Source organism: Thermosynechococcus sp. M3746_W2019_013, assembly GCF_015296045.1.
In the GTDB taxonomy this organism is placed as follows: domain Bacteria; phylum Cyanobacteriota; class Cyanobacteriia; order Thermosynechococcales; family Thermosynechococcaceae; genus Thermosynechococcus.
Genome location: NZ_DVDW01000039.1, coordinates 1 through 19987, shown reverse-complemented (window position 1 = coordinate 19987; position 19987 = coordinate 1). Strand labels below are relative to the sequence as shown.

Here is a 19987-nt window from a genome sequence, read left to right as displayed (position 1 = left end):
AGATTATCAACAAGGGTAATATCTAGCCCAGGTTCACTGTGAACTGAAATTACAACCAGTGGTTAACAGCGCAGGGTTGCCCTATCACCAAACATTGGCATTAAGACCGGCAGCAGTTGGGTAATCCAGGTTTCGGGGGCTATCCCCCAACAGCCATCTTGATCAGTCCCCCCCGCACTGGTTCAATAGGGTCATCTTCCTCCCAAAGGCCTAGCTCAACAGTGATAGTCCTCAACGCTGATTTGCATTAACTCCGGAGATAGGGTTAATGTGCGGGTCATCGGGTTCATGATTCACCCTCGCCGTTGCTTAGCCCGTATTGCGCATCCCCGCTGCTATGCCATTGATGGTCAAGAGTGCCCCCCGGAGCAATTCACCCCGACCATAGCGGGAGCGCAAAATTGCCCCAGAGGTAGTTTGGCTATTGTGCTGGCGCAGCCGTTTCAAAAGAGATACTTGCAGGAACCCCAAAGGAACAATGGTGCGATTGCGCAGTTGCACTGATCGCTGAAGCGCCGGATCCCCATCGAGTAGCCGCTCATGGCCAGTAATCGTGAGCACTAATTCCGTGGTCAGGCGATGTTCCTGAGCAATCTGATCGTAGAGGCGGAAGAAGGCTTCACGGTTTTGGGGCTGGCTGAGTTCTTGGACATAGTAGCGGGCAATCTCTAGATCGACCTTGGCAAGGGTCATCTCAACCTTAGAAATCACCATGCGGAAGAAAGGCCATTTGTAGTAGAAGTAGCGCAAGAGGGAAAGATGCTCAGCGGGTTTTTCCTCAAGGAATTCCTTTAGGGCAGTACCCACACCATACCAAGCCGGCAGCAGGAAACGGGTTTGCGTCCAACTAAAGACCCAAGGAATTGCCCGCAGGCTCTCAAGGGTTTTCTTGCCCCCCCGCCGTGTTGGCCGTGAGCTAATTTGCAGTTGGCTAATCTCTTGGATTGGGGTGACTTCGTTAAAGAATTCAATGAATTCTGGCTGCTCATAGATGAGATGGCGATAGCACTGGCGCGATCGCGTGGCCAACTCCTCCATAATCTCGTGCCAAGGCTCAATTTCATCAATACTACTGCGCAGCAAACTAGCTTGGATTACCGCTGTGGCCACTGTTTCGAGGTTAAAGAGCGCTAGTTCCGGCAACGAGTATTTGGAAGCCAGTACCTCCCCTTGCTCAGTAATCTTGATTCGTCCCTTAATCGTTTGCGCTGGCTGCGCCAAAATCGCTGCATAGGCAGGTCCACCACCCCGACCCACTGAGCCACCCCGACCGTGGAAAATGCGCAGTTGGAAGCCAAAATTCTCAGCAATTTTCTGGAGCTGTTGCTGCGCCTTGTAAATTTCCCAGTTGCTACTGAGAAAGCCGGAATCCTTATTGCTGTCGGAATAGCCCAGCATGACCTCCTGCAGAAAGGGGGTACTGTTGCTTCCAAGATAGCTCCGGCAAAAGGGGAGAGAGAATAGTTGCGTCAGCACCGCCGGGGCGTGTTTGAGATCTTCGACCGTTTCAAACAGAGGAATGGCTTGCAGGGTACTAGCTCCAGTGGCTGGATCAAAGAGGCCTGCCTCCTTGGCAAAGAGGAGTACCTCCAACAGATCGCTGACCTCGTGGCTCATGCTGATGATGTAGGTATTGCACAAATCGGTGCCAAATTCCTGCTGGAGTTGCCGCACCATGCGGAATGTTTCAATGATTTCATTGGTGCGATCGCTAAAGGGGAGTTCCCCCGGAATCAAGGGGCGACGGGTCGAGAGTTCACTGAGGAGCCAGCGAGTGCGTTCGGTTTCTGAGAGTTCTGTATAGGGACAGGGGAGAATACCCAAATAGGCGGTAATTTCATTGAGGGCCTCAGCGTGACAGGTGCTTTCTTGGCGAATATCCAAGGCTGCCAAATTAAAGCCAAAGACCTGCACTTGGCAAATCAAATCATCCAATTCGCGGCAGGCCAGTCCTGTTTCCTTGAGGTTACGCTGAATTAGCAGCAATTCTGCCAAGAATTCTTCACCGTGGCAGTAAAACTGCCCATTATTTAACTCTTCCGCCTCATGGCGGCGAATGCAGTAGGTTTGCAGCGCCCGGTTGCGATCGCGGGTATTTTGCAGCCGTTTGAGCACATAGGCCAGTTTCAGGCGGTAGGGTTCCTGCCGATAGCGCACCGCATACTGGTCATAGATACTAGGGAGTTGCCGCTGATCCTGCTCAAGGGAATCTAGCAAATCCGGCAGCACATCGCACCAGTGCAGGGACAGGCTGAGCAAATTGATTAAGCGCTCAACGGACTTAATATATTCCTCAAGAACTAAGTTGCGCTGATAGCAGGCGGTTTGCCACGTTACTTCTGGTTTGACATAGGGATTGCCATCGCGATCGCCCCCCACCCAAGAACCAAAGCGGCAGAAATTGTGACGGGGGGGCTCAAGCGTGGGAAAGGTTTCATGCAATGACTGCTCCAGGCGCCGATAGAGCTTGGGAATGACAGCAAAAATTACCTCCTTGAAGTAGTGGAGGGTGTATTCCACCTCATCGAGCACTTCCGGCTTAAATTGGTGCAACTCATCCGTGCGCCACCAGAGGCGAATTTCCTCCATCAGTTGTGCCCGTAGAGTTTGGGCATTCCAATCCGTCAGGTGTGCAGAAGCCCCCTCTAGCACATCCAGTTGCTCGAGTAATCGGGCAACCCGCCGCTGCTTATCCCGAATTGTTTGCCGTACAATCTCCGTCGGGTGAGCAGTAAAAACCAGCTTAATGTCCAGTTGATCCAACAGCTTTTGAATATGGCGCGGCGGCACATTCAGCATCTGCAGCCGAGGAAAGAGCCAAGCAAAGGAACCATACTGCTGAGTAGCGGGAATGGCTTCGTAGAGACTATGCTCTAGGCGTTCACTCGGCCCACTGCGCACAGCCGTTGCGTTGGCAGCATTATGAGGCAGCGGAAAACCTTCACCACTGACACCGGAAATCGGTTCACTCATGACGCTGCGGCGCCGCAATCTCTCTTGGGCAGCGCGTTCGCGGTTGTATTGTTGTTCGTAGTGCTGCTCAACGATGTTAATAATTTGAAAGTAGAGGTTAAAAGCGCGGGCCGCTCTAATGGCTTGATTGAGTTCGAGGGATTCAATGACCTTGAGCAGTTCCCCTTCTGGGGCATGGAGCACATGACCTTCCGGCGAAGAGAGAGCACCTAAGCGCCGCAATAGATCAACCAATTCTTGACCCGATTCTGCCGCCAAGACATCGACCAAGACCTCTTCCACCAGTCGCAACCGTTCCTGTAGGGTACGGGCTGCTAAACTTTCACTTTCAATTAAGCGATCGCGATTGGTCGCATCGAGGACTGATGTCATATTTACCCCAGTCTGCAAACATAATACTCCCTACTTTACCCAATCCTGAACCAGGGCGGCACAACAATTGATAACAGGCCTACTAAGGATTTGTTAACAGTTCTAAGCGTTTTTGCTGCTGAGAATCAGTTCTAGGTGTTGCAGGCGATCGCGAACGCCATAATTCACCAAAGTAAGGCTTTGCAGACGTTCTAACCAGCCGGCGGTAATGCCATTGAGGTACTGAAGTAAGGGCCAACGCTGGCTCAAGGGGGCAAATAGCTGCGGCCAGCGGGCATAGACCAGCCCATGAATCCCTTGTCGCTGTCGCAACAGGTGCTCTGGCAACCAAGAGAGTTTTTTACTTTGATGCTGGGAAAATACCGATAGGGAAGATGCCAGTATTAGGCGATCGCCCCGTTGCCCATAGGCGGCGGCCACATCAGAGACCAAGCCTGTCCTTGTCTGCGGGTCAAGCATCAATTTTACCCAAGCGGTTACGGGTTCTTTATCCAAGACTAAGCGATTGACCTCATAGCCATTGGCACGGGCAAGATCATCCAACTGGTGCAGCAGCGTCGCCGTTTCTGGGGTATGGGTCGTCTGCCACAACCATTGCCAGTGTTTATCGGCTAGATACCAAAGGGCAAGGCAAAAGCGATCGCTGGCCAAGGGAAAAATCTGGCTAGTCAAGTCCACCGGTATATCCGCCGTCAAATCCTGTAGCAGTGGGCTGACAATATCATCCCCTTGGGGAGTTTTGCCAAAGCGGTAATCGGCCAAAGCGGCAGTGAGTTGGCTATAGCCCTCTGGCAAGTGAGCACCCGCCACCACTACCGTGGGAATCGGTTCTGGGAAACGGAGGAACTCAAGGTCGAAGGGATCAGAGGCCAGTGTTGCATCACTGGTGCGGTGCAGCAGCATTTGCAGATGTAGCTCGTTGGCTTGTGCCTTTACGGCTAAAAGCAGGCGATCGTAGGTGGGTGCCAGTTGGCGCCCCTCAGAACTCAAAGATTGCAGGTTGACATAGTAGAGGGCTGTAGGTTCAGCCTCTAATTGGGGCCGCGCCACTTGATAAAAAGTCAATCCCGCAAGATGACCATCCGCGGTTACCGCTGCCCCTAAGCTAGCGGTCATAGTCTCCACATCCGAAGCAAGGAGCAGGCGATCGCCGAGACGGGCTGTCACCAAGTCCTTGCCCACCTGCAGGGGGATATTTTGATAGACTTGCACCTCAAAGGGATGCCCCTGCCAGTAGGTCTCCCAAAAAGCCGTTGCTGCTCCTAGGCGCTTCAAGGGCAAAATCCACAACTGCCGCGGGGATGAACATGCTTCGGGGCAGGGGAACTGGGCAAGTGTCACCCCCTCCCCCACCCAATCATTGATTTCAGACCAGGACAAGCCCCAATGAGCAAGTTGGGACGTCCAAAAACGCTCCACCAAAAAATGTAGGGGATCGCTACTGGGAGGTTGATTGAGCTTGAGGACACTCTGGGCTTGGCGCGGGATAAAGATCAGGTCATCGCTATCGGCAGCAAAAGCTGGCTGGCCACACATTAGAAACAACCAGCAGAGGATAAAGACCAAAAGGGATGACCATAGCGATCGCTGGTGCAGTTGCATCAGTGCCCTCAATGTGGCAGGCCCAATTAGCGATTGGTGACAGTGGCCGCGTCCCGCGCGGTCAAGCGCTCATAGGTAGCCCGCATTTTCAGGCCCGTTAGCACTTGGAATAGACCCGACCCATTATCGGAACCCGGATAGTCACGGTGCTTTAGCAGTAGTTCCGTCACTTCGCCGTAGTGCTTGGTGGAAGTATTACTCAGGTGGCTTTCAATGTAGATGAGTTCATCGAGTTTTTCAAAGCGACCGTCCACTTCTAAGACCGAAACGGGGTGACCATAGTATTCATCAGGTCCGTAGCTGAGGCGGATGCCCGGATAGGAGCAGGTGAGCTTACGACCGCAGGGAATCCAAGTAATCGTTGAACCTTCATCAAAGAGATAAACGGGCTCAAAGCCGGGGATGCCTTCCCGTTGCAGCATCCGTACCCGCAGGATATTGCCGACTTTTTCCTCTTTGACTAACTGGGTCGGTAGAATTTGCAAAACCACGTCAGCGTACTGCTTTTGGGGATCGATATAGGCCATGAAGTCAGGGCGACGGGCGTTGATGGAGGCAATCACGTCTTCATAGCTATGGCCCCGCTCAGCCATGTCGCGCTTGATCTTCCAAGCAATTTTTACATCGTCACTGATGTCGAGATAAACACTGAAGTCAATGAGCGATCGCACCCGTTCATCATAGAGGGGATGCAGGCCTTCAATCACAATCACGTGGTTGGGATCCACCTTCTCCGGCGGATCAATCGTCCCCGTTTCGTGGTTGTAGATGGGTTTCATGATTGATTCGCCATTTTTGAGAGCCTTGATCTGCTCATACATCAGATCAAAGTTGTTGGCGCGGGGATCAAGCGCCGTAATCCCCATTTCTTTCCGCTGCTTGCGATCCAGACTGTGATAGTCATCCAAACAAATCACAGTCATAAAATCTTCGCCAAACAGATCGGCCAGTCGGCGCAAAAACGTTGATTTACCACAGCCGGAGTCTCCAGCAACGCCGATGAGAACCACACGGTCTGGCTTACTGCTCATAGCTGACGATTCCCTTTGCTCGTAGAAGTGGACATCCCCTCATGGGGTGGTTCAGTATACCCTTAACTGATATTACAAGGGTGGTGTCCCTCTGGGATAGTTTTTTGTGCAAAAAGAGGAACCTTCTGGTCCACAGGGGGGATGGGTGGTTGTTCTCGGGAAGAGTTTGGGATAAAGTAGTAGATTGCGAAAGTTCATCCTAGGGATCACCATGGCCTGCCCCAAAAAGAAAACCTCAAAGTCCAAGCGCAGTATGCGCCGTGCTGTCTGGAAGCGCCAAGCTGCCCTTCAAGCACAACGTGCCCTCTCGATTGGTAAGTCTATTTTGACTGAACGTGCCCAAGGCTTCTACTTCCCTGAAGCCGAAGAAGAGAACGAAGACGAGCAGGAGTAATCATGGCCACCCCTACAGAGCCGAGCCGCACCCCCAAACTGGAAACCCCAAAGTACGGCTTTAATACCTTTGCTGAGCGGATTAATGGCCGTGCAGCGATGGTGGGTCTGGTGGCTCTTTTGTTGTGGGAATATTGGACAGGAGAGGGCTTGCTCCACTGGTTGGGCTGGCTCTAGGGGACGCCTTTAGCACTGTGTTGCATGATTCCCTACAACCTCAGTGACCCCCGCCTCTTTGGCATTATGGTTGGGGTAATGTTTTTGATGGTCGTCAGCCGCCTATTGCTAGTGGCTGGCTTTTTTTCGCTGGTATATGTCGTGGCTTGCTGGACGCCCCTGAGGAAACGACGGATAAATTTGCGGCCTTACAAGCGGGGGCAGTTTTGGCACGAGTTTGGCTGGTCATTGCTGACAGCGGCTATTTTTGCCCTGGCGGGGGCGATCGCCGCAGTGATGTGGCAGCGGGGCTGGACAGCGGTTTATCTGGAGTTAAATTCCCTTTGGGACTATATTTACTTTCCCTTGAGCATTGGCCTTGTGCTACTGCTCCACGAAACCTATTACTATTGGCTCCATCGCTGGATGCACCAACCGAAAATTTATCGCTGTGTCCATCGGGTGCATCACCATAGCATTGTTGCCTCACCCTGGACTGCCTTTTCATTTCATCCCTGGGAGGCCTGCTTACAGGCGATTTTTCTGCCGCTGATTATTGTGCTTGTGCCACTGCACCCCTACGCTATCGTGATCCAGCTGAGCCTGATGACGGTCTCCAGTGTGATTAATCATCTAAACTTAGAGATCTACCCCCGTGGCTTTGCCGAACATTGGTTGGGGCAGTGGTTGATTGGAGCCACCCACCACAGTTTGCACCACCGTCAATTTCGCTGTAACTATGGCCTCTATTTCACCTTCTGGGATCGGTGGTTGGGGACGGAGAGTCGTGATTACCTGCCCCTGTTTCGCGATCGCACCCAAGGCTGAACTCAGGATGAATTCTGCATAGGCCCATTGGTGAAGGCGTAGGACAGTCTGTCTGGTTCAGTGGCAGTGAGATGGTCAAGGCACTTTCCTTTCCCAGGATGGCGGAGCGACAACATCCGCTGATCCAACCGTTACTCACCCTTTCCGATGCGGAGTTGATCAGGGCCTTTCAGGATCAGCGCGATCGCGGCTGCTACTTCGTGGCTCTCTACTGTCGCTACGGCCCCCTCGTATATAGTGTTCTGCAACACCACGGGCGATCGCCTGTACAGGTGGACTATCTTTTTGCCAAGGTGTGGCATGGCTTATTTTTTGGCCTTGACCTTGTGGAATTTACCCCTGAGGGCGTGAAAGTGGGGGATGAGGAAGCTCGCTCCCTGCGCAATTGGATTGTCAACCGCACCGCCGCCCTCATTCAAGAGGAACTTCCCGGCATTGAGCACATTACCTATGTCCTTCGGGATGCACCAGTGCCCCTTTGGTGCTATTTGGAAGCCAGCCTTGCCTACCTGAGTCCCCTGAGCCGCCTAGTGCTGGTGACAACCCAAACCTTTCACTGGAACCTTGAGCGCCTGCGCGCTTACCTAGAAGTTCAAGGGGAAACCTACAGCCTTGAGGAACTCAACCAGCATTTAGAGGAAGGCTTAGCACGCATCGTGGAGTATCTGCCAGCGGATATCCGCCAAATTTACTTAATGCCCGATCGGAAGTCGGAGGAACCCTCCACTGCTCAACCAACTCTTGAAGAACTCTTTCCCAATAGCGTTGAGGAGGTGGGTGCCCCTCTCGATAGCTCCGCCGCAGCAAGAGTCGGCGAGGCGACTGAGACGACGGGCAGTATTGATAACCTACTGGCAGAGTGGGAGCGGATTCTCTCCGGTTGACATGATTATTTTCTTATTATTTTCTTAAAGGAATCTAATAAGGCTTTGGGCTAACCCCAAGACCTTACCTGATATGCTAGACTCAATTTATTGAGAAAAATTTCTAACAAGGTCTTACTTCTATGGGTCTGGGTGTCGTTGATTTGCCGACATTTTGCCTTGAGGGCACGGTTGAAGAGATCTTTTACAAGAAGGGACTGCCCAAGGTCGTGATTTTGAAAACCCTCACGGGAACAGTCTGGATCAAGCTGGAAAAATCGCTACGACGCGAATTAGCACAACTCCCCAAGGTGGGCGATCGCCTGCGGCTAGAAGGCACGGTCAAGGATAAGTACGATGGCTGGGTCAAGCAATACCAGGCAGACCATTTAGAATTTTTAGCAACGGCTCAAGCCACAGTGGCAAGGGGTTCTCAGCCCTGTAGGGTGCTCATTTGTCAAAAATCCGCCTGCTGTCGCCGGGGCGCCAAGGAACTCTGGCAAGAACTAGAGGCCCAACAGCTCCCCATTACCCTGAAAGCGACAGGCTGTATGGGGGAATGCAAACGGGGACCAGCGGTGGTTGTCCTGCCCCACAAAAAGCGGCTCACCCGTGCCAATGCCCAACAGATTCGCGAGCTAGTTTGCTCGAGTGAGGCTTAGGGAATTCAGAACAACGGCAATCGAACTGATGGCCATACAAGCGGCCGCAAGTCCAGGCGTGAGACTGAGTCCCCACAGGGGTAACCCAACACCGGCTGCAATGGGTAGACCGACGATATTGTAGGCTACTGCCCAAAAAAGATTCTGCTGAATTTTGCGGAAGGTGGCACGGCTGAGGGCCAGCACGGTGAGCACATCCTCCAGATGATTGCGGGTGAGGATAATATCTGCTGCTTCAATGGCCACCTCTGTACCAGTGCCAAGGCTAATCCCCACCTGAGCTGCCGTCAGAGCGGGGGCATCATTCATGCCATCCCCAACCATCGCCACTGTTTTGCCCTTGGTTTGCCACTCCTCAATGAGGGCCAGCTTTTGCTGGGGTTGCAGATCTGTGTGGATATTGGCTGGGAGTAGGCCGAGGGGTTCTAGGAGTTGTTGGGCTGCTTTGGCGGTGTCGCCCGTGAGGACATGAATCTCATAGCCTTGGGCTTGCAGGGCTTGAATGGTGCTCACTGCCTCTGGGCGCAGGCGATCGCGAAAGGTTACCACCGCCATCAGCTGGCGATCGCAGGCCAAGGCCACATGGGTTTCTACCGCTAGGGGAGGGCAGTCAATACCCTGATCACGCAGCCAACTGAGGCGGCCCGCTTGATAGTGATGTCCCTCAATCCAACCGCTCATCCCCAGTCCAAGGGCAGTTTCCAGCCCGGTCACCGTTGCTAGTTCTGTTGTCTGGTTTGTCGCAGCCCATGCCTTCTGAATCGCCACTGCAAGGGGATGGCGACTCTTGTGCTCTAGGCTGGCCAGTAGGTAGAGGACGGTTTCTAAGGAGGACTGCCCGTACAGGTGGATCTCTGCAACTTCGAGTTCACCCGTTGTCAGTGTGCCCGTCTTGTCAAACACAATCGTGTCCAACTGTTGAGTGCGCTCGAGAACATCGCCACCGCGAATAATTAAGCCTTTGGCAGCGGCATGACTGGTGCCCACAAGAAGGGCGATCGGAGTGGCAAGGCCAAGGGCACAGGGACAGGCAATCACCAGCACACTTAAGGCCAGCTTTAGGGGCAATAGGGACGTGTGATTGGTTATTTCTGGGAAGACATGGGGGGCGATCGCACTCCAAAAAACAGCGGTGCCTGCCGCTAAGAGCAACACTCCATAGCCAAAATAGCCAGCCACCACATCTGCCATTTGCTGCACCGGTGCTTTGCGATTTTGTGCCTGCACCACGAGCTCTAAAATCTGTCCCAAAAATGAGGCACGGCCACAGCGTTCTACCCGTAAGGTAACGGCAGCACCAACATTGCGACTGCCCGCTAGAACGGATGCCCCCACGCCTTTGACTACCGGTAGAGATTCCCCCGTGAGCATGGATTCATCCACCAAGGTTTCCCCGGTCACAATGGTGCCATCGGCGGGAAAGGGTTCTCCAGCATCCACCCACAGCCAGTCTCCCACCTGGATACGACTGACGGGAATGGGCCAGCGATCGCTAGCGGTCAAACTCGGTTGCCATAGGGCCTGTTTTGGCTGCAGGGCGAGGAGCGATCGCAAGTCCCGTTGCGCCTGTTGACGTACTTGTTGCTCCAGCGATCGCCCCAGCAAAATAAAGCCAAGGATCATCACCGGTTCATCAAAGAAACACTCCCACCCCAAGGCCGGCCACAGCCACGCCACCGTACTGGTGAGGTAAGCCCCCAAGGCGCCAAGAGCCACCAGCGTATTCATATTCGGGCACCCTTGGAGGAGGCCGATCATCCCTTGCCGCAAAATCTCCCACCCCGGCAGGACAAGGGCAATCGTCGCTAGCCCCCAGTGCCAGATCATGGCTTCTAACATGGACCAGTGCCCCGGCAGCAGATCAATCCCGTGGCCGACGCTGGAGAGAATAAGGAGTATAAAGGCGATCGCCAACCTTGGCAAAGAGGTTTCCTCAGAGGCCGTGGGCAGTTCCAAAAGGGCATTGGCTTCTGCAAGGGTGGCTTGAAAGCGGCCTTGGTTTAGGGTCTCAACAATAGCGATAGGGGTTGTCTTATTGGGGGAATAGGTGACAACGGCGGTTCCCGTCACTAGATTCACTGCCGCAGCATCTACGCCCGGCTGCTCTTTTAACTGATTTTCCAGCGATCGCACACAGCCAGCACAACGCAAGCCGCTCACCCGCAGAATTGCCACCTCAGGGGCTTGGGAATCAAGACTTGAACTTAGGGACACGTCAACCCTCTCCAAAGAGAACTACGTTAAATTACGTTAAATCTCCTAACTGCGTCCCCACCGCCTATTGTGGCACGTTGGTTCTGAGATGTCAGAGATCAGGGGAAGCTATCCTAAAGGAATACAGTTTTCACTAGAAATACAAGCAATGGTAGCTGCCAAGGAGACGGGCGATCGCTATTTCACACCAGAAGAATCCTTTAAGAATACTTTGGCTGGACAGAGCAGCAGTTGGCAGGGCATGAGCTAATTCATGGTCGTGTCTATACGCCCTGCCAAAGTGCTCTTGCTCGCAACGGCAGCCCACGATCGCGGCAAAAGGTTTGATCTCTACCGCCGCAACCCCGACGTCGTGGATTGTGTGCTGGCTAGCTGAGAGGAAATGGCAATCGACATCTATCCATCTATCCAAGAAACAAAGAAATGAAGTGGGGGATTGCTGCTACGCTGCTACCGCGCTGGCGATCGCCTCGAATCGAGAGGCATGATCTCAGGGTGCCCCTTGAGCCCTTTGATAAAGATACTGACCTCTCTCTCCCGGCAGTAGGTACCACCGTAAAAGGGTGAACGACTTTTCCGGTGGACGTCGAAGCTATCAAAATAGGTATTCTTTGAGAGGAGAGTAAATTCAAGGAGTACCAGACATGTTACCGCTAACGGTGAGTCGCCTCTGGACAATTAGCCGTAATGTTTTCAATGAAACACTGCGAGAGCGGGTTCTTTACGTCACTGCTGTTTTTGCCATTGGCCTAGCTTTAGCGATTGTGATTTTGGGACAGGTCTCAGCAGGAACCCAAGACAAAATTAGCCTTGATGTGGGGATGGCAGGAATTTCCCTCTTTGGCTTGCTGATTGCCGCCTTTGTTGGGGGTGGTTTGCTCAATAAAGAAATAGAAAAGCGCACGATTTTGGTGATGTTGGCGAAACCCATCAGCCGTGCGGAATTTATTATTGGCAAACATTTGGGCTTATCGGCGGTTCTGCTAGTACTGGTAGCACTGATGACGCTAATTCTGTTTATTCTCATGAGCTTGAATCAGTTTGCCTATCCCACTGGTCCTTTGATAGTGAACTCTTTCTACATTGCGCTGCAACTAGCCCTCCTGACGGCAGCCGCTTTGCTTTTTGGTAGTTTCACCAGTTCCTTGATTGCCACGCTCCTAACCGTGGCACTGTACTTTATGGGGCACTTTAGCCAAAACTTGGTCATCCTCAGCCAAAAGATAGAGAGTGACACCGTACGGCAACTGATGCAGTTTCTCTATCTGATCTTTCCCGATTTATCCCGCTTGGACTTTAAGAATACGGCGGTCTATGGAATGCTGCCGTCTGTACCGGAACTTGTGGCCAATGCCTTTTATGGCGTGATTTATACGGTGGCCCTGCTGGCGATCGCCACCTGGATTTTCTCTCGTCGCAACTTTTAGCAAAAACTCGCAGCCCATTTGTTCAATTGTTCCCTCAATGGGCTATGATAAAGCTCTGGGAATCTTTGCCCGTGTAGCTCAGTGGTAGAGCACACCCTTGGTAAGGGTGAGGTCACGAGTTCAATCCTCGTCACGGGCTTTGTTTAAGGCTGTTGCAGCCAATAGTTGATCGCCAACACGAGGGCCAAAAGCACGACCGTCCAGCGTAGCAGCACGGGGTCGACCGCGCGGGCAAATTTACCCCCTAGCAATCCGCCAACAATGGTGGCGATCGCCATCCCCCAAGCCACCGGCCACACTACCTCCCCAGACACAACGAAAAATGCAGCAGCAGCAACATTGATCCCAAAGGCCAAAATTTGCTTCAAGCCATTGAGGCGCCTCAAGCTTTCCCCGAGAACAACGCCCAGCACCGCTAGCAAAATCACACTCAAGCCGGCACCAAAATAGCCACCATAGACCGCCGCCAGAAATACAAGGGGAATGGCTCCCACTTCAGACCTGTCTGGAACACTGATCCGCTGCAATAACCAGGCCCGCACCTGCTCCTGAACCCCCAAGAGAACAGCGGCCAAAAGCAGCAAATAAGGAATTAGGGCATTGAACAGTGCCTCGTTGGTGTGCAGCAGTAACATTGCCCCCGTCATCCCCCCGGCCACTGCCGTGGGAAAGAGCCAACCAAGGCGCCGTTGCTGACCCTTGAGCTCTTGATATTGGGCCACTGTCGCTCCCAAGTAACCGGGAACCAAGGCAACGGTGCTGGTGAGATTGGCAACCACTGGCGGCAAGCCGATCGCCACCAAAGCTGGAAAACTAATCAGTGTTCCCCCACCAGCAATAGCATTGACAAAGCCCGCCACCAGGCCCGCAACGGTAAGGAGCCCAATCTTGCTGATCATACCCCTGAGTGCGTAGAGGCTAGGAAAGGTAGCGTTGGATAGTCTCGCGGTACTGACTCTTGGGTTTCATGCCAACAATTACCTCTAGGAGTTCCTTATTTTTGAAAAGTTGAATTGTGGGGGTACTGGTCACCCCCGCTTGCTCGGCGATCGCGCTGTCCTCAGTGATGTCAATTTCAATAAGCTGTACTTTGCCGTCGAATTCCTCCACCAATCGATCCAAAATGGGCTTGAGAGTATGGCACGGGCCACAGGTGGGGGAAACATATTTCACCACCAGGAGGCGATCGCTTTCGTGGAAGAGTTTGCGCAAGGCATAGCTACCCCGATGTTTAATGGCATTGGGATCAAACTCCTGTTCTGGCGAGGCAGTGGGTTTCGTGGTTGCTGCGGGCTGGGTCGCCGTTGCCGTTTGGTGAAACTCCTGAATGAGCCCCCGCGCTGAGAGCCAACGTTCTGCATCAAGGGCTGCCATACAACCACTGCCTGCTGCTGTTACGGCTTGGCGGTATTCATGGTCTTGAACATCCCCAGCAGCAAAGACCCCCTCCACATTCGTTTGTGTCCCATGGCGAGTGACGATATAGCCGACGCTATCTAGCTCCAGAAAATCCTTGAACAGTTGGGTATTGGGGGTGTGACCAATAGCATAGAATAAACCCCGCACCGGCAAGAGGGATTCTTCCCCTGTGGCTTTATTGATCATCCGCAAACCCGTCATTAAGTTGCCATCGCCAAGGATTTCCCGTGCTTCGGTTTGCCAGTGAACTGTAATTTTAGGATTGGCAAACACCCGATCCTGCATGGCCTTACTGGCTCGCATTTTGTCACTACGCACCAGAAGATGCACGTGGGAGCCATACTTGGTGAGATAAACTGCTTCCTCTGCCGCACTATCGCCGCCGCCAATCACCGCTAACTCCACATCCTTGAAAATGGGCGTTGCGCCATCACAAATGGCACAGGCGGACACGCCCTTCGTCCAATACTGCTCTTCACCGGGCAAATGGAGTCGTTTGGCCGTGGCGCCCGTACAGATAATCACGCTGTGGGCATAGACTTGCCGCTCCGCTGAGCTGATGAGAAAGGGGCGTTGACTAAAATCCACCTGAATCACATCTTCAGTCACCATTTCCGTGCCCCAGCGCTCCGCTTGCGCCTTCATCCGTGCCATCAGTTGTGGCCCTTGAATACCTTCGGGAAAGCCGGGAAAGTTTTCCACTTCAGTCGTGGTCATAAGTTGGCCACCGGGTAGCCCCCCAATTTGATAGCCCTCAAACATAAACGGTTTCAGGTTGGCACGGGCAGCATAGATAGCTGCCGTGTAGCCCGCAGGACCAGAACCAATAATGACAACGTTTTCAATCCGTGGCGGTGTCATGGCTAAAATAAACTCGAAACGATTATGAGTTATTTAATTTTAGCTTGATTTTCCGCGGCAAACAAGGGGAGCATCTTTGGGCATAATGAAACGGTTGGGCACGCTCCTTGGCTGTGTACATCAAGCAGTTAGAACTCACGAATTTTAAGTCCTTTGGCGGCACCACTGTGATTCCGCTGCGGCCAGGGTTTACGGTCATTTCTGGCCCCAATGGCTCAGGGAAGTCGAACCTTTTGGATGCTTTGCTCTTTGCCCTTGGCCTTGCCGGTTCCAAAGGGATGCGGGCAGAACGATTGCCAGATTTGGTGAACCATAGCCAAACGCGGCGCAGCCATAGTGTTGTTGAAACGCGAGTCACAGTGACATTTGCACTGGATGCTGAAACGGAATGGCGGGTAACACGGCGACTGCGGGTCACTCAGCAGGGCACCTATACCTCGACCTACGCGGTGAATGATCAACCCTGCACCCTGAATGAATTGCACGATCAGTTACAGGCGTTTTGTATCTATCCCCAAGGCTATAACGTGGTCCTGCAGGGGGATGTCACTAACATCATTTCCATGAATGCCAAGGCACGGCGGGAAATCATTGACGAATTGGCGGGGGTGGCGGATTTTGACCGCAAGATTGCCCAAGCTCGCGAAAAATTAGATACGGTCAAGGACCGCGAAGAACGCTTCCGCATTGTTGAGGGGGAGTTGATTCAACAGCGCGATCGCCTGCAACGGGATCGGCTGCATGCCGAAAAATATCAAGCCCTACGATTAGAACTGCAAGAGCGAGAGCAATGGCTACTAGTGCGCCAATGGCAGGCCCAGGAAGAGCAAAAAGTGCAACTACAAGCACAGCTCCAGACTCTACAACAGGAGCAAACCCAACGCCAAGGCCAACTGCAACAAAAGGCACAGGAGATGGCAGCGGCAGCGGTTACCCTAGAACACCTCAATCAACAGGTGAAAGCCCTGGGCGAAGAAGAGTATCTCCGCCTCCAAGCAACGTTAGCGGATCTCCATGCCCAACAGCGCCAATGTCAACGCCAGCAAACCGCCTACCAACAGCAGCAAGAACAGTTGGCAGAACAACTCCAGCAACGGCAAGCCCAGTACCACCGTCAACAGGCGCAGCACCGGCAACTTGCTGAAGAGTTAGCACAGCAACGGGGCGATCGCCCCCCCTTCGTTACAGCGGTTGCCACCAGCCAAGCCGCCCTCGAGGCCCTGCGGCAGCAAGCTCAGGAGTTGAATACAGCCGCCCAAGCTTGGTTTCAGGAACACAGTCAGCGGCGGCAGCGGATTGACACCCTGATCCATGAACTGGAACCCAGTCGCAGTGAGTTGTCTCGCCTTCAGGAGCGATCGCAACAATTGCGGCAGCGACAGGGGGAGTTGTGCCAAGCGGCCACCACCTTAGAAGCACAACAATTGGAATTGCAAGACGCTCTAGCAAAAGCTGCGGCAGCAGTCAAACAACAGGAGCAGCAACTGCAGACCCTTGCCCAGCAACTCGCTGCAGCACAGCAACAATTGAGCCTCACAGAAGCAACCTATCAACGCCTTGAGCGAGAACAGCGCCAAAAGCAGCGGGAGCTCGATCAATTGGAAGCACGGCAGCAGGCGGTTCAGGAAACCCAAGGCAGTTTTGCAGCGCAGCTCATTTTAAGTGCGGATCTCCCCGGCGTGTTTGGGCTGGTGGCACAGCTCGGCCAAGTGGACCCCCGCTATCAACTGGCCTTGGAAATTGCAGCTGGAGCGCGCCTAGGCAATATTGTTGTGGCAGATGACAGTGTAGCAGCGGCAGCGATCGCCCTCCTCAAGCGGGAACAGGCAGGTAGAGCCACGTTTTTGCCTTTGAATAAGATGGCACGTCCCAAGCCCCTCTCTCCCATTGCCTTGGCGGGTTGTATTGACTATGCGTTAAATCTCGTGACCTTTGAGCCGCAATATGCCCCCATTTTTGCCTATGTGTTTGGCAGTACGCTGGTCTTTGAGAGCCTTGAGGCGGCGCGACAATACCTAGGGCAATATCGCATGGTCACGCTCGAGGGAGATTTGCTGGAACCCTCAGGGGCAATGACTGGGGGCAGCCAGCGTCGCACCAATGCCCTCCGTTTTAATCAGGGCATCCCCCCCCAAGAGTCGGCAGAAGTCCAACAGGTGCGCGATCGCCTTGGGGAATTAGAAGGCCTGTTAGATCGCCTCCTGCAGGAGCGCACCCACAAACAAGGGAGAGTGAATGAGTTGAACCAAGCCCTCAGTGAAGTCCGCCACAGCCATCGCGATCGCCAGCGGCAATGGGAGCAACTTCAGCAACAACAGCAGCACCTGAACCGCCAGCAAGCAGAGTTAGAGCGCCAGCAGCAGTACCTTAGCCAAGAGTTAACCGCAGCCGAAACTGAACTCACTCAGCTACAGGCTCGCCTTCCTCAACTAGAAGCAGAACTTGCTGCAGAGCGCCTTGCCCTCAATGCCCTTGAAGCCAATCCTAGCCATCAGCAGTGGCAGCAGGTTCAGGCACAGCTTCAAGCACAGGAAAAAATCCACGCGGATCATGTGGCCGCCCTGCAAGCCCTAGATCAAGCCTTGGGCGATCGCCACCGTCAACTAGAGCAACTGGAACGAGACCTCACACAAACAGAGCAGGAGATTCAGCGACTGCGCCAAGCCCAAGGGGAGATGCTCTGTCAACAGCAGGCCCTCGATCAAACCCTTGGTGACCTAGCGACACAAGTTCAAAAGACCCAAACTGCCCTGAGGGAGTTGGACACCCGCCTGGGCCACCTCAAGGGCGATCGCGATCGCCACGAGTACCAACTGCGGCAGCAGCAAAAGAACTATCAGCAACTGGAATGGCAATACCAAAAAGCCAGCGAAACCCTGACCACCCTGCAAGCACAACTTCAGGAATTGAGTACCATTGAGCCACCTCCCTTACCGCAGCCATTGCCGGAAGTACCCGCTGACCTCTCCCTTAAAGACATTCAACAGCAGTGCCAAGCCCTAGAAAAACAGCTCCGCACCATGGAACCAGTCAATATGCTGGCAATTCAGGAATTTGAGGAGACACAAGCACGGCTAAAGGAACTACAGGAGAAACTCGCCGTTCTGGCCGCGGAGCGCACGGAGATTTTGCTGCGGATTGAGAACTTCACCACCCTGCGTCACCAGTCCTTCCATGAAGCCTTTGATGCCGTCAATGCCAACTTCCAAACAATTTTTGCCACCCTCTCCGATGGCGATGGCTATCTGCAACTCGAAAGTCCTGAAGATCCCTTTGCTGGTGGACTGAATCTGGTAGCGCATCCCAAGGGTAAACCCGTCCAACGCTTGGCCTCAATGTCCGGGGGTGAAAAATCCCTAACCGCTCTCAGTTTTATCTTTGCCCTACAACGCTATCGCCCTTCCCCATTTTATGCCTTCGATGAAGTGGATATGTTTCTCGATGGTGCCAATGTCGAGCGCCTTGCCAAAATGATTCAGCAGCAGAGCCAACAGGCGCAGTTTATTGTTGTCAGTCTGCGGCGACCAATGATAGAAGCGGCTCAGCACACCATTGGTGTCACCCAAGCGCGGGGTCAACATACCCAAGTGATTGGCCTCGATTTAACAGCTCACCATTGATACCTGAAAAATCATGCCTAGAATTAATCCCTAGAATTTTAATAGTTCATCGGCGTGGATCGTAGTGGAACAGTAAGTTTGATTGAGCTGTCAAAATCTCCAAGTCTTGCTGAGGAGTGTCCCTATGAAATACTGGCAAAAACTTGGCTTGAGCTTATTGACGGTGGCCTGTTTGGGAACAATTGCCCCTCGGCCGGCCCAAGCCAATATGTTTACGCAAACGGAAGTAGATCAAAGCCGCTATGTGGTGATGGCTGTGCCCCTGGCCCGCGGTGGCTATCGCCTACTGGTGGTGGAGCAAATGAAGGATACTCGCCCCTGCTGGCGTGAATCGGGCAGTAACCCTGTGGTGATCGATCCGCTGTTGACGACATTTGACTTTACAGGCATTTGTGGTCGGGCTACGGATAGCAATGGCTACTCGATTCGGGTGGCGCAACAGGATTTAGGATTGCAGTATAGTCTGCGCATTGAGCAGAGGGATGGGGAGTTACTCCTCGTTGGCAGTAGCAATCGCGGTGGTCCGCGGATGGTGATTGGCCGCACCCACGGTATACAGGAAGGGCAATTTCTCAAATTCCATCTGGAACCCACTTGGCGGCTGACGCGGCGCACCTACGAAGGCCAAGTGCTGGGGCATGTTTATTTCACGAATGACACTTGGGAAGCAGCCACAGGAAGCGCGCCTACCCCTGTCAGCCCCGTCGGCACCGAAACCAACATCCCCCCTGCAACAACACCGCAAAGCTAGGCTTAGCGTTGCTTCATTGCCCGCTCCATTTCCCGCCTGTCCTGCCGCTGCTTGAGGTCTTGGCGCTTGTCGTGGAGTTTCTTACCACGGGCAAGTCCTAGAGAGACCTTGACCCGGCCATTTTTCAGGTAGAGCTTTAGGGGCACAAGGGTCAGCCCTTTTTGTTCAACTTTGCCCACTAGCTTACGGATCTCCTGCTTGTGGAGAAGGAGCTTGCGATCGCGCAAGGGGTCATGGTTATAGGATGGGTTGGTACTTTCGTGGGGCGAAATGTGGACATTCATCAACCACGCTTCACCATTGCGGATGCGGGCAAAGCCATCCCGCAAATTTACCTTGCCAGCGCGAATAGACTTTACCTCGCTGCCGAGCAACACAAGACCACATTCATAGGTTTCCAGAATTTCGTATTGGAAGCGCGCTTGGCGATTTTCACTCAGAACTTTGATACTATCGCCCATCAAAAACTCCGCAAAGGTATTGCCAATATACCGCAGTTTAGGGATAAGGGGAGTTTTCATCTTATCACTGCCCTCCCACCCCTTTGCTGAATGGTTGTGACGCCATGCCCAAGCTGCAGCAGTTACAGTTTTTGCACGACCTACCCTTGATTGTCGTCGTGGATTGCCGTGGTGTGTGCTGCTCGCCCTACTGAAGCACTCAGCCACGCCGAAATTCATATTCAAGCGGGTTTTCCTTGCCTAGAAGCAACTTGGACAACCCCCGATGCTGCTTTGGTCTTGCAACAACAAGGAAGCTGACACAGACATCGGGATTGCTCCGTAGTACCCTGATAGCGGCCCCCTCTCCGGGGG

General features: G+C 53.3%; 16 protein-coding genes and 1 tRNA gene. 10 read left to right on the top strand and 7 right to left on the bottom strand.

Translation table 11 applies throughout. The annotated features are described in order from the left end of the window. Positions 1 to 309 precede the first annotated feature (309 nt). The 3 genes from ppc to IGQ16_RS07610 all read right to left on the bottom strand — a co-directional run bounded on the left by ppc (position 310) and on the right by IGQ16_RS07610 (position 5978). The gene (gene ppc / locus IGQ16_RS07620) at positions 310 to 3345 is read right to left on the bottom strand and encodes a phosphoenolpyruvate carboxylase (RefSeq protein WP_024124946.1); all 3036 of its coding nucleotides are present in this window, start codon (positions 3343 to 3345) and stop codon (positions 310 to 312) included. 102 nt (positions 3346 to 3447) lie between these two features. After that, positions 3448 to 4947: a DUF3352 domain-containing protein gene (locus IGQ16_RS07615; protein WP_297060884.1), complete on the bottom strand. Its 1500-nt coding sequence runs from the start codon at positions 4945 to 4947 to the stop codon at positions 3448 to 3450. 26 nt (positions 4948 to 4973) lie between these two features. Then, a complete protein-coding gene (locus IGQ16_RS07610; protein ID WP_024124948.1) occupies positions 4974 to 5978 on the bottom strand; it encodes a phosphoribulokinase in 1005 nt (334 codons plus the stop codon). 211 nt (positions 5979 to 6189) lie between these two features. On the opposite strand from IGQ16_RS07610, the gene IGQ16_RS07605 reads away from it, so the two are divergent. The 5 genes from IGQ16_RS07605 to IGQ16_RS07585 all read left to right on the top strand — a co-directional run bounded on the left by IGQ16_RS07605 (position 6190) and on the right by IGQ16_RS07585 (position 8880). Further along, on the top strand, positions 6190 to 6372 hold the full coding sequence (locus tag IGQ16_RS07605) for a 50S ribosomal protein L32 (protein WP_024124949.1): 183 nt from the start codon (positions 6190 to 6192) through the stop codon (positions 6370 to 6372). 2 nt (positions 6373 to 6374) lie between these two features. Next, entirely contained in the window at positions 6375 to 6548 is a 174-nt protein-coding gene (locus IGQ16_RS07600) for a hypothetical protein (protein WP_011057753.1), read from the top strand. A 24-nt stretch (positions 6549 to 6572) separates the two neighbouring features. Beyond that, positions 6573 to 7355, top strand: coding sequence for a 2,2'-beta-hydroxylase CrtG (gene crtG / locus IGQ16_RS07595; protein ID WP_297060880.1), 783 nt, complete (start codon positions 6573 to 6575; stop codon positions 7353 to 7355). Between the two features lie 71 nt (positions 7356 to 7426). Continuing rightward, positions 7427 to 8239: a hypothetical protein gene (locus tag IGQ16_RS07590; RefSeq protein WP_297040779.1), complete on the top strand. Its 813-nt coding sequence runs from the start codon at positions 7427 to 7429 to the stop codon at positions 8237 to 8239. A gap of 122 nt (positions 8240 to 8361) precedes the next feature. Then, entirely contained in the window at positions 8362 to 8880 is a 519-nt protein-coding gene (locus tag IGQ16_RS07585; RefSeq protein WP_024124952.1) for a hypothetical protein, read from the top strand. On the opposite strand, the gene IGQ16_RS07580 is transcribed toward IGQ16_RS07585, so the two are convergent. Beyond that, positions 8857 to 11094 (bottom strand): heavy metal translocating P-type ATPase, encoded by a 2238-nt coding sequence (locus IGQ16_RS07580; protein WP_297060878.1) that lies wholly within the window; start codon positions 11092 to 11094, stop codon positions 8857 to 8859. The genes IGQ16_RS07585 and IGQ16_RS07580 overlap by 24 nt on opposite strands. A gap of 253 nt (positions 11095 to 11347) precedes the next feature. Between IGQ16_RS07580 and IGQ16_RS07575 the strand changes: the two genes are divergently transcribed. From IGQ16_RS07575 to IGQ16_RS07565, 3 genes are all read left to right on the top strand, one after another. Continuing rightward, positions 11348 to 11470, top strand: coding sequence for a hypothetical protein (locus IGQ16_RS07575; protein ID WP_024124955.1), 123 nt, complete (start codon positions 11348 to 11350; stop codon positions 11468 to 11470). A gap of 268 nt (positions 11471 to 11738) precedes the next feature. Further along, positions 11739 to 12521, top strand: a complete 783-nt coding sequence (locus tag IGQ16_RS07570) for an ABC transporter permease subunit (RefSeq protein ID WP_024124956.1) — start codon at positions 11739 to 11741, stop codon at positions 12519 to 12521. Between the two features lie 67 nt (positions 12522 to 12588). Beyond that, a tRNA-Thr gene (locus IGQ16_RS07565) sits at positions 12589 to 12660 on the top strand. 4 nt (positions 12661 to 12664) lie between these two features. Here IGQ16_RS07565 and IGQ16_RS07560 read toward each other — a convergent pair. Both IGQ16_RS07560 and trxB read right to left on the bottom strand, forming a co-directional pair. Continuing rightward, a complete protein-coding gene (locus tag IGQ16_RS07560) occupies positions 12665 to 13420 on the bottom strand; it encodes a sulfite exporter TauE/SafE family protein (protein ID WP_024124957.1) in 756 nt (251 codons plus the stop codon). 19 nt (positions 13421 to 13439) lie between these two features. Continuing rightward, on the bottom strand, positions 13440 to 14801 hold the full coding sequence (trxB, locus tag IGQ16_RS07555; protein WP_024124958.1) for a thioredoxin-disulfide reductase: 1362 nt from the start codon (positions 14799 to 14801) through the stop codon (positions 13440 to 13442). A 113-nt stretch (positions 14802 to 14914) separates the two neighbouring features. Here trxB and smc point away from each other — a divergent pair, with 113 nt between their 5' ends. Further along, the gene (gene smc, locus IGQ16_RS07550; protein WP_297060888.1) at positions 14915 to 18421 is read left to right on the top strand and encodes a chromosome segregation protein SMC; all 3507 of its coding nucleotides are present in this window, start codon (positions 14915 to 14917) and stop codon (positions 18419 to 18421) included. Between the two features lie 124 nt (positions 18422 to 18545). Continuing rightward, positions 18546 to 19172 carry a DUF3747 domain-containing protein gene (locus IGQ16_RS07545; RefSeq protein ID WP_297040365.1) on the top strand — a complete coding sequence of 209 codons (627 nt, stop codon included), beginning with the start codon at positions 18546 to 18548 and terminating at the stop codon, positions 19170 to 19172. Positions 19173 to 19174: 2 nt separating this feature from the next. Here the strand turns inward: IGQ16_RS07545 and smpB are convergent, their stop codons facing one another. Next, the gene (smpB, locus tag IGQ16_RS07540) at positions 19175 to 19633 is read right to left on the bottom strand and encodes an SsrA-binding protein SmpB (RefSeq protein WP_024124961.1); all 459 of its coding nucleotides are present in this window, start codon (positions 19631 to 19633) and stop codon (positions 19175 to 19177) included. Positions 19634 to 19987: the final 354 nt, after the last annotated feature.

Excerpts from the sequence above, each read along its gene's own strand:
- smpB (WP_024124961.1), bottom strand. The coding sequence starts at position 19,633 with ATGGGCGATAGTATCAAAGTTCTGAGTGAAAATCGCCAAGCGCGCTTC.
- IGQ16_RS07570 (WP_024124956.1), top strand. The coding sequence starts at position 11,739 with ATGTTACCGCTAACGGTGAGTCGCCTCTGGACAATTAGCCGTAATGTT.
- crtG (WP_297060880.1), top strand. The coding sequence starts at position 6,573 with ATGATTCCCTACAACCTCAGTGACCCCCGCCTCTTTGGCATTATGGTT.
- IGQ16_RS07590 (WP_297040779.1), top strand. The coding sequence starts at position 7,427 with ATGGTCAAGGCACTTTCCTTTCCCAGGATGGCGGAGCGACAACATCCG.
- IGQ16_RS07600 (WP_011057753.1), top strand. The coding sequence starts at position 6,375 with ATGGCCACCCCTACAGAGCCGAGCCGCACCCCCAAACTGGAAACCCCA.
- IGQ16_RS07560 (WP_024124957.1), bottom strand. The coding sequence starts at position 13,420 with ATGATCAGCAAGATTGGGCTCCTTACCGTTGCGGGCCTGGTGGCGGGC.
- trxB (WP_024124958.1), bottom strand. The coding sequence starts at position 14,801 with ATGACACCGCCACGGATTGAAAACGTTGTCATTATTGGTTCTGGTCCT.
- IGQ16_RS07605 (WP_024124949.1), top strand. The coding sequence starts at position 6,190 with ATGGCCTGCCCCAAAAAGAAAACCTCAAAGTCCAAGCGCAGTATGCGC.
- IGQ16_RS07545 (WP_297040365.1), top strand. The coding sequence starts at position 18,546 with ATGAAATACTGGCAAAAACTTGGCTTGAGCTTATTGACGGTGGCCTGT.
- IGQ16_RS07575 (WP_024124955.1), top strand. The coding sequence starts at position 11,348 with ATGGTCGTGTCTATACGCCCTGCCAAAGTGCTCTTGCTCGCAACGGCA.
- ppc (WP_024124946.1), bottom strand. The coding sequence starts at position 3,345 with ATGACATCAGTCCTCGATGCGACCAATCGCGATCGCTTAATTGAAAGT.
- IGQ16_RS07615 (WP_297060884.1), bottom strand. The coding sequence starts at position 4,947 with ATGCAACTGCACCAGCGATCGCTATGGTCATCCCTTTTGGTCTTTATC.
- IGQ16_RS07585 (WP_024124952.1), top strand. The coding sequence starts at position 8,362 with ATGGGTCTGGGTGTCGTTGATTTGCCGACATTTTGCCTTGAGGGCACG.
- IGQ16_RS07610 (WP_024124948.1), bottom strand. The coding sequence starts at position 5,978 with ATGAGCAGTAAGCCAGACCGTGTGGTTCTCATCGGCGTTGCTGGAGAC.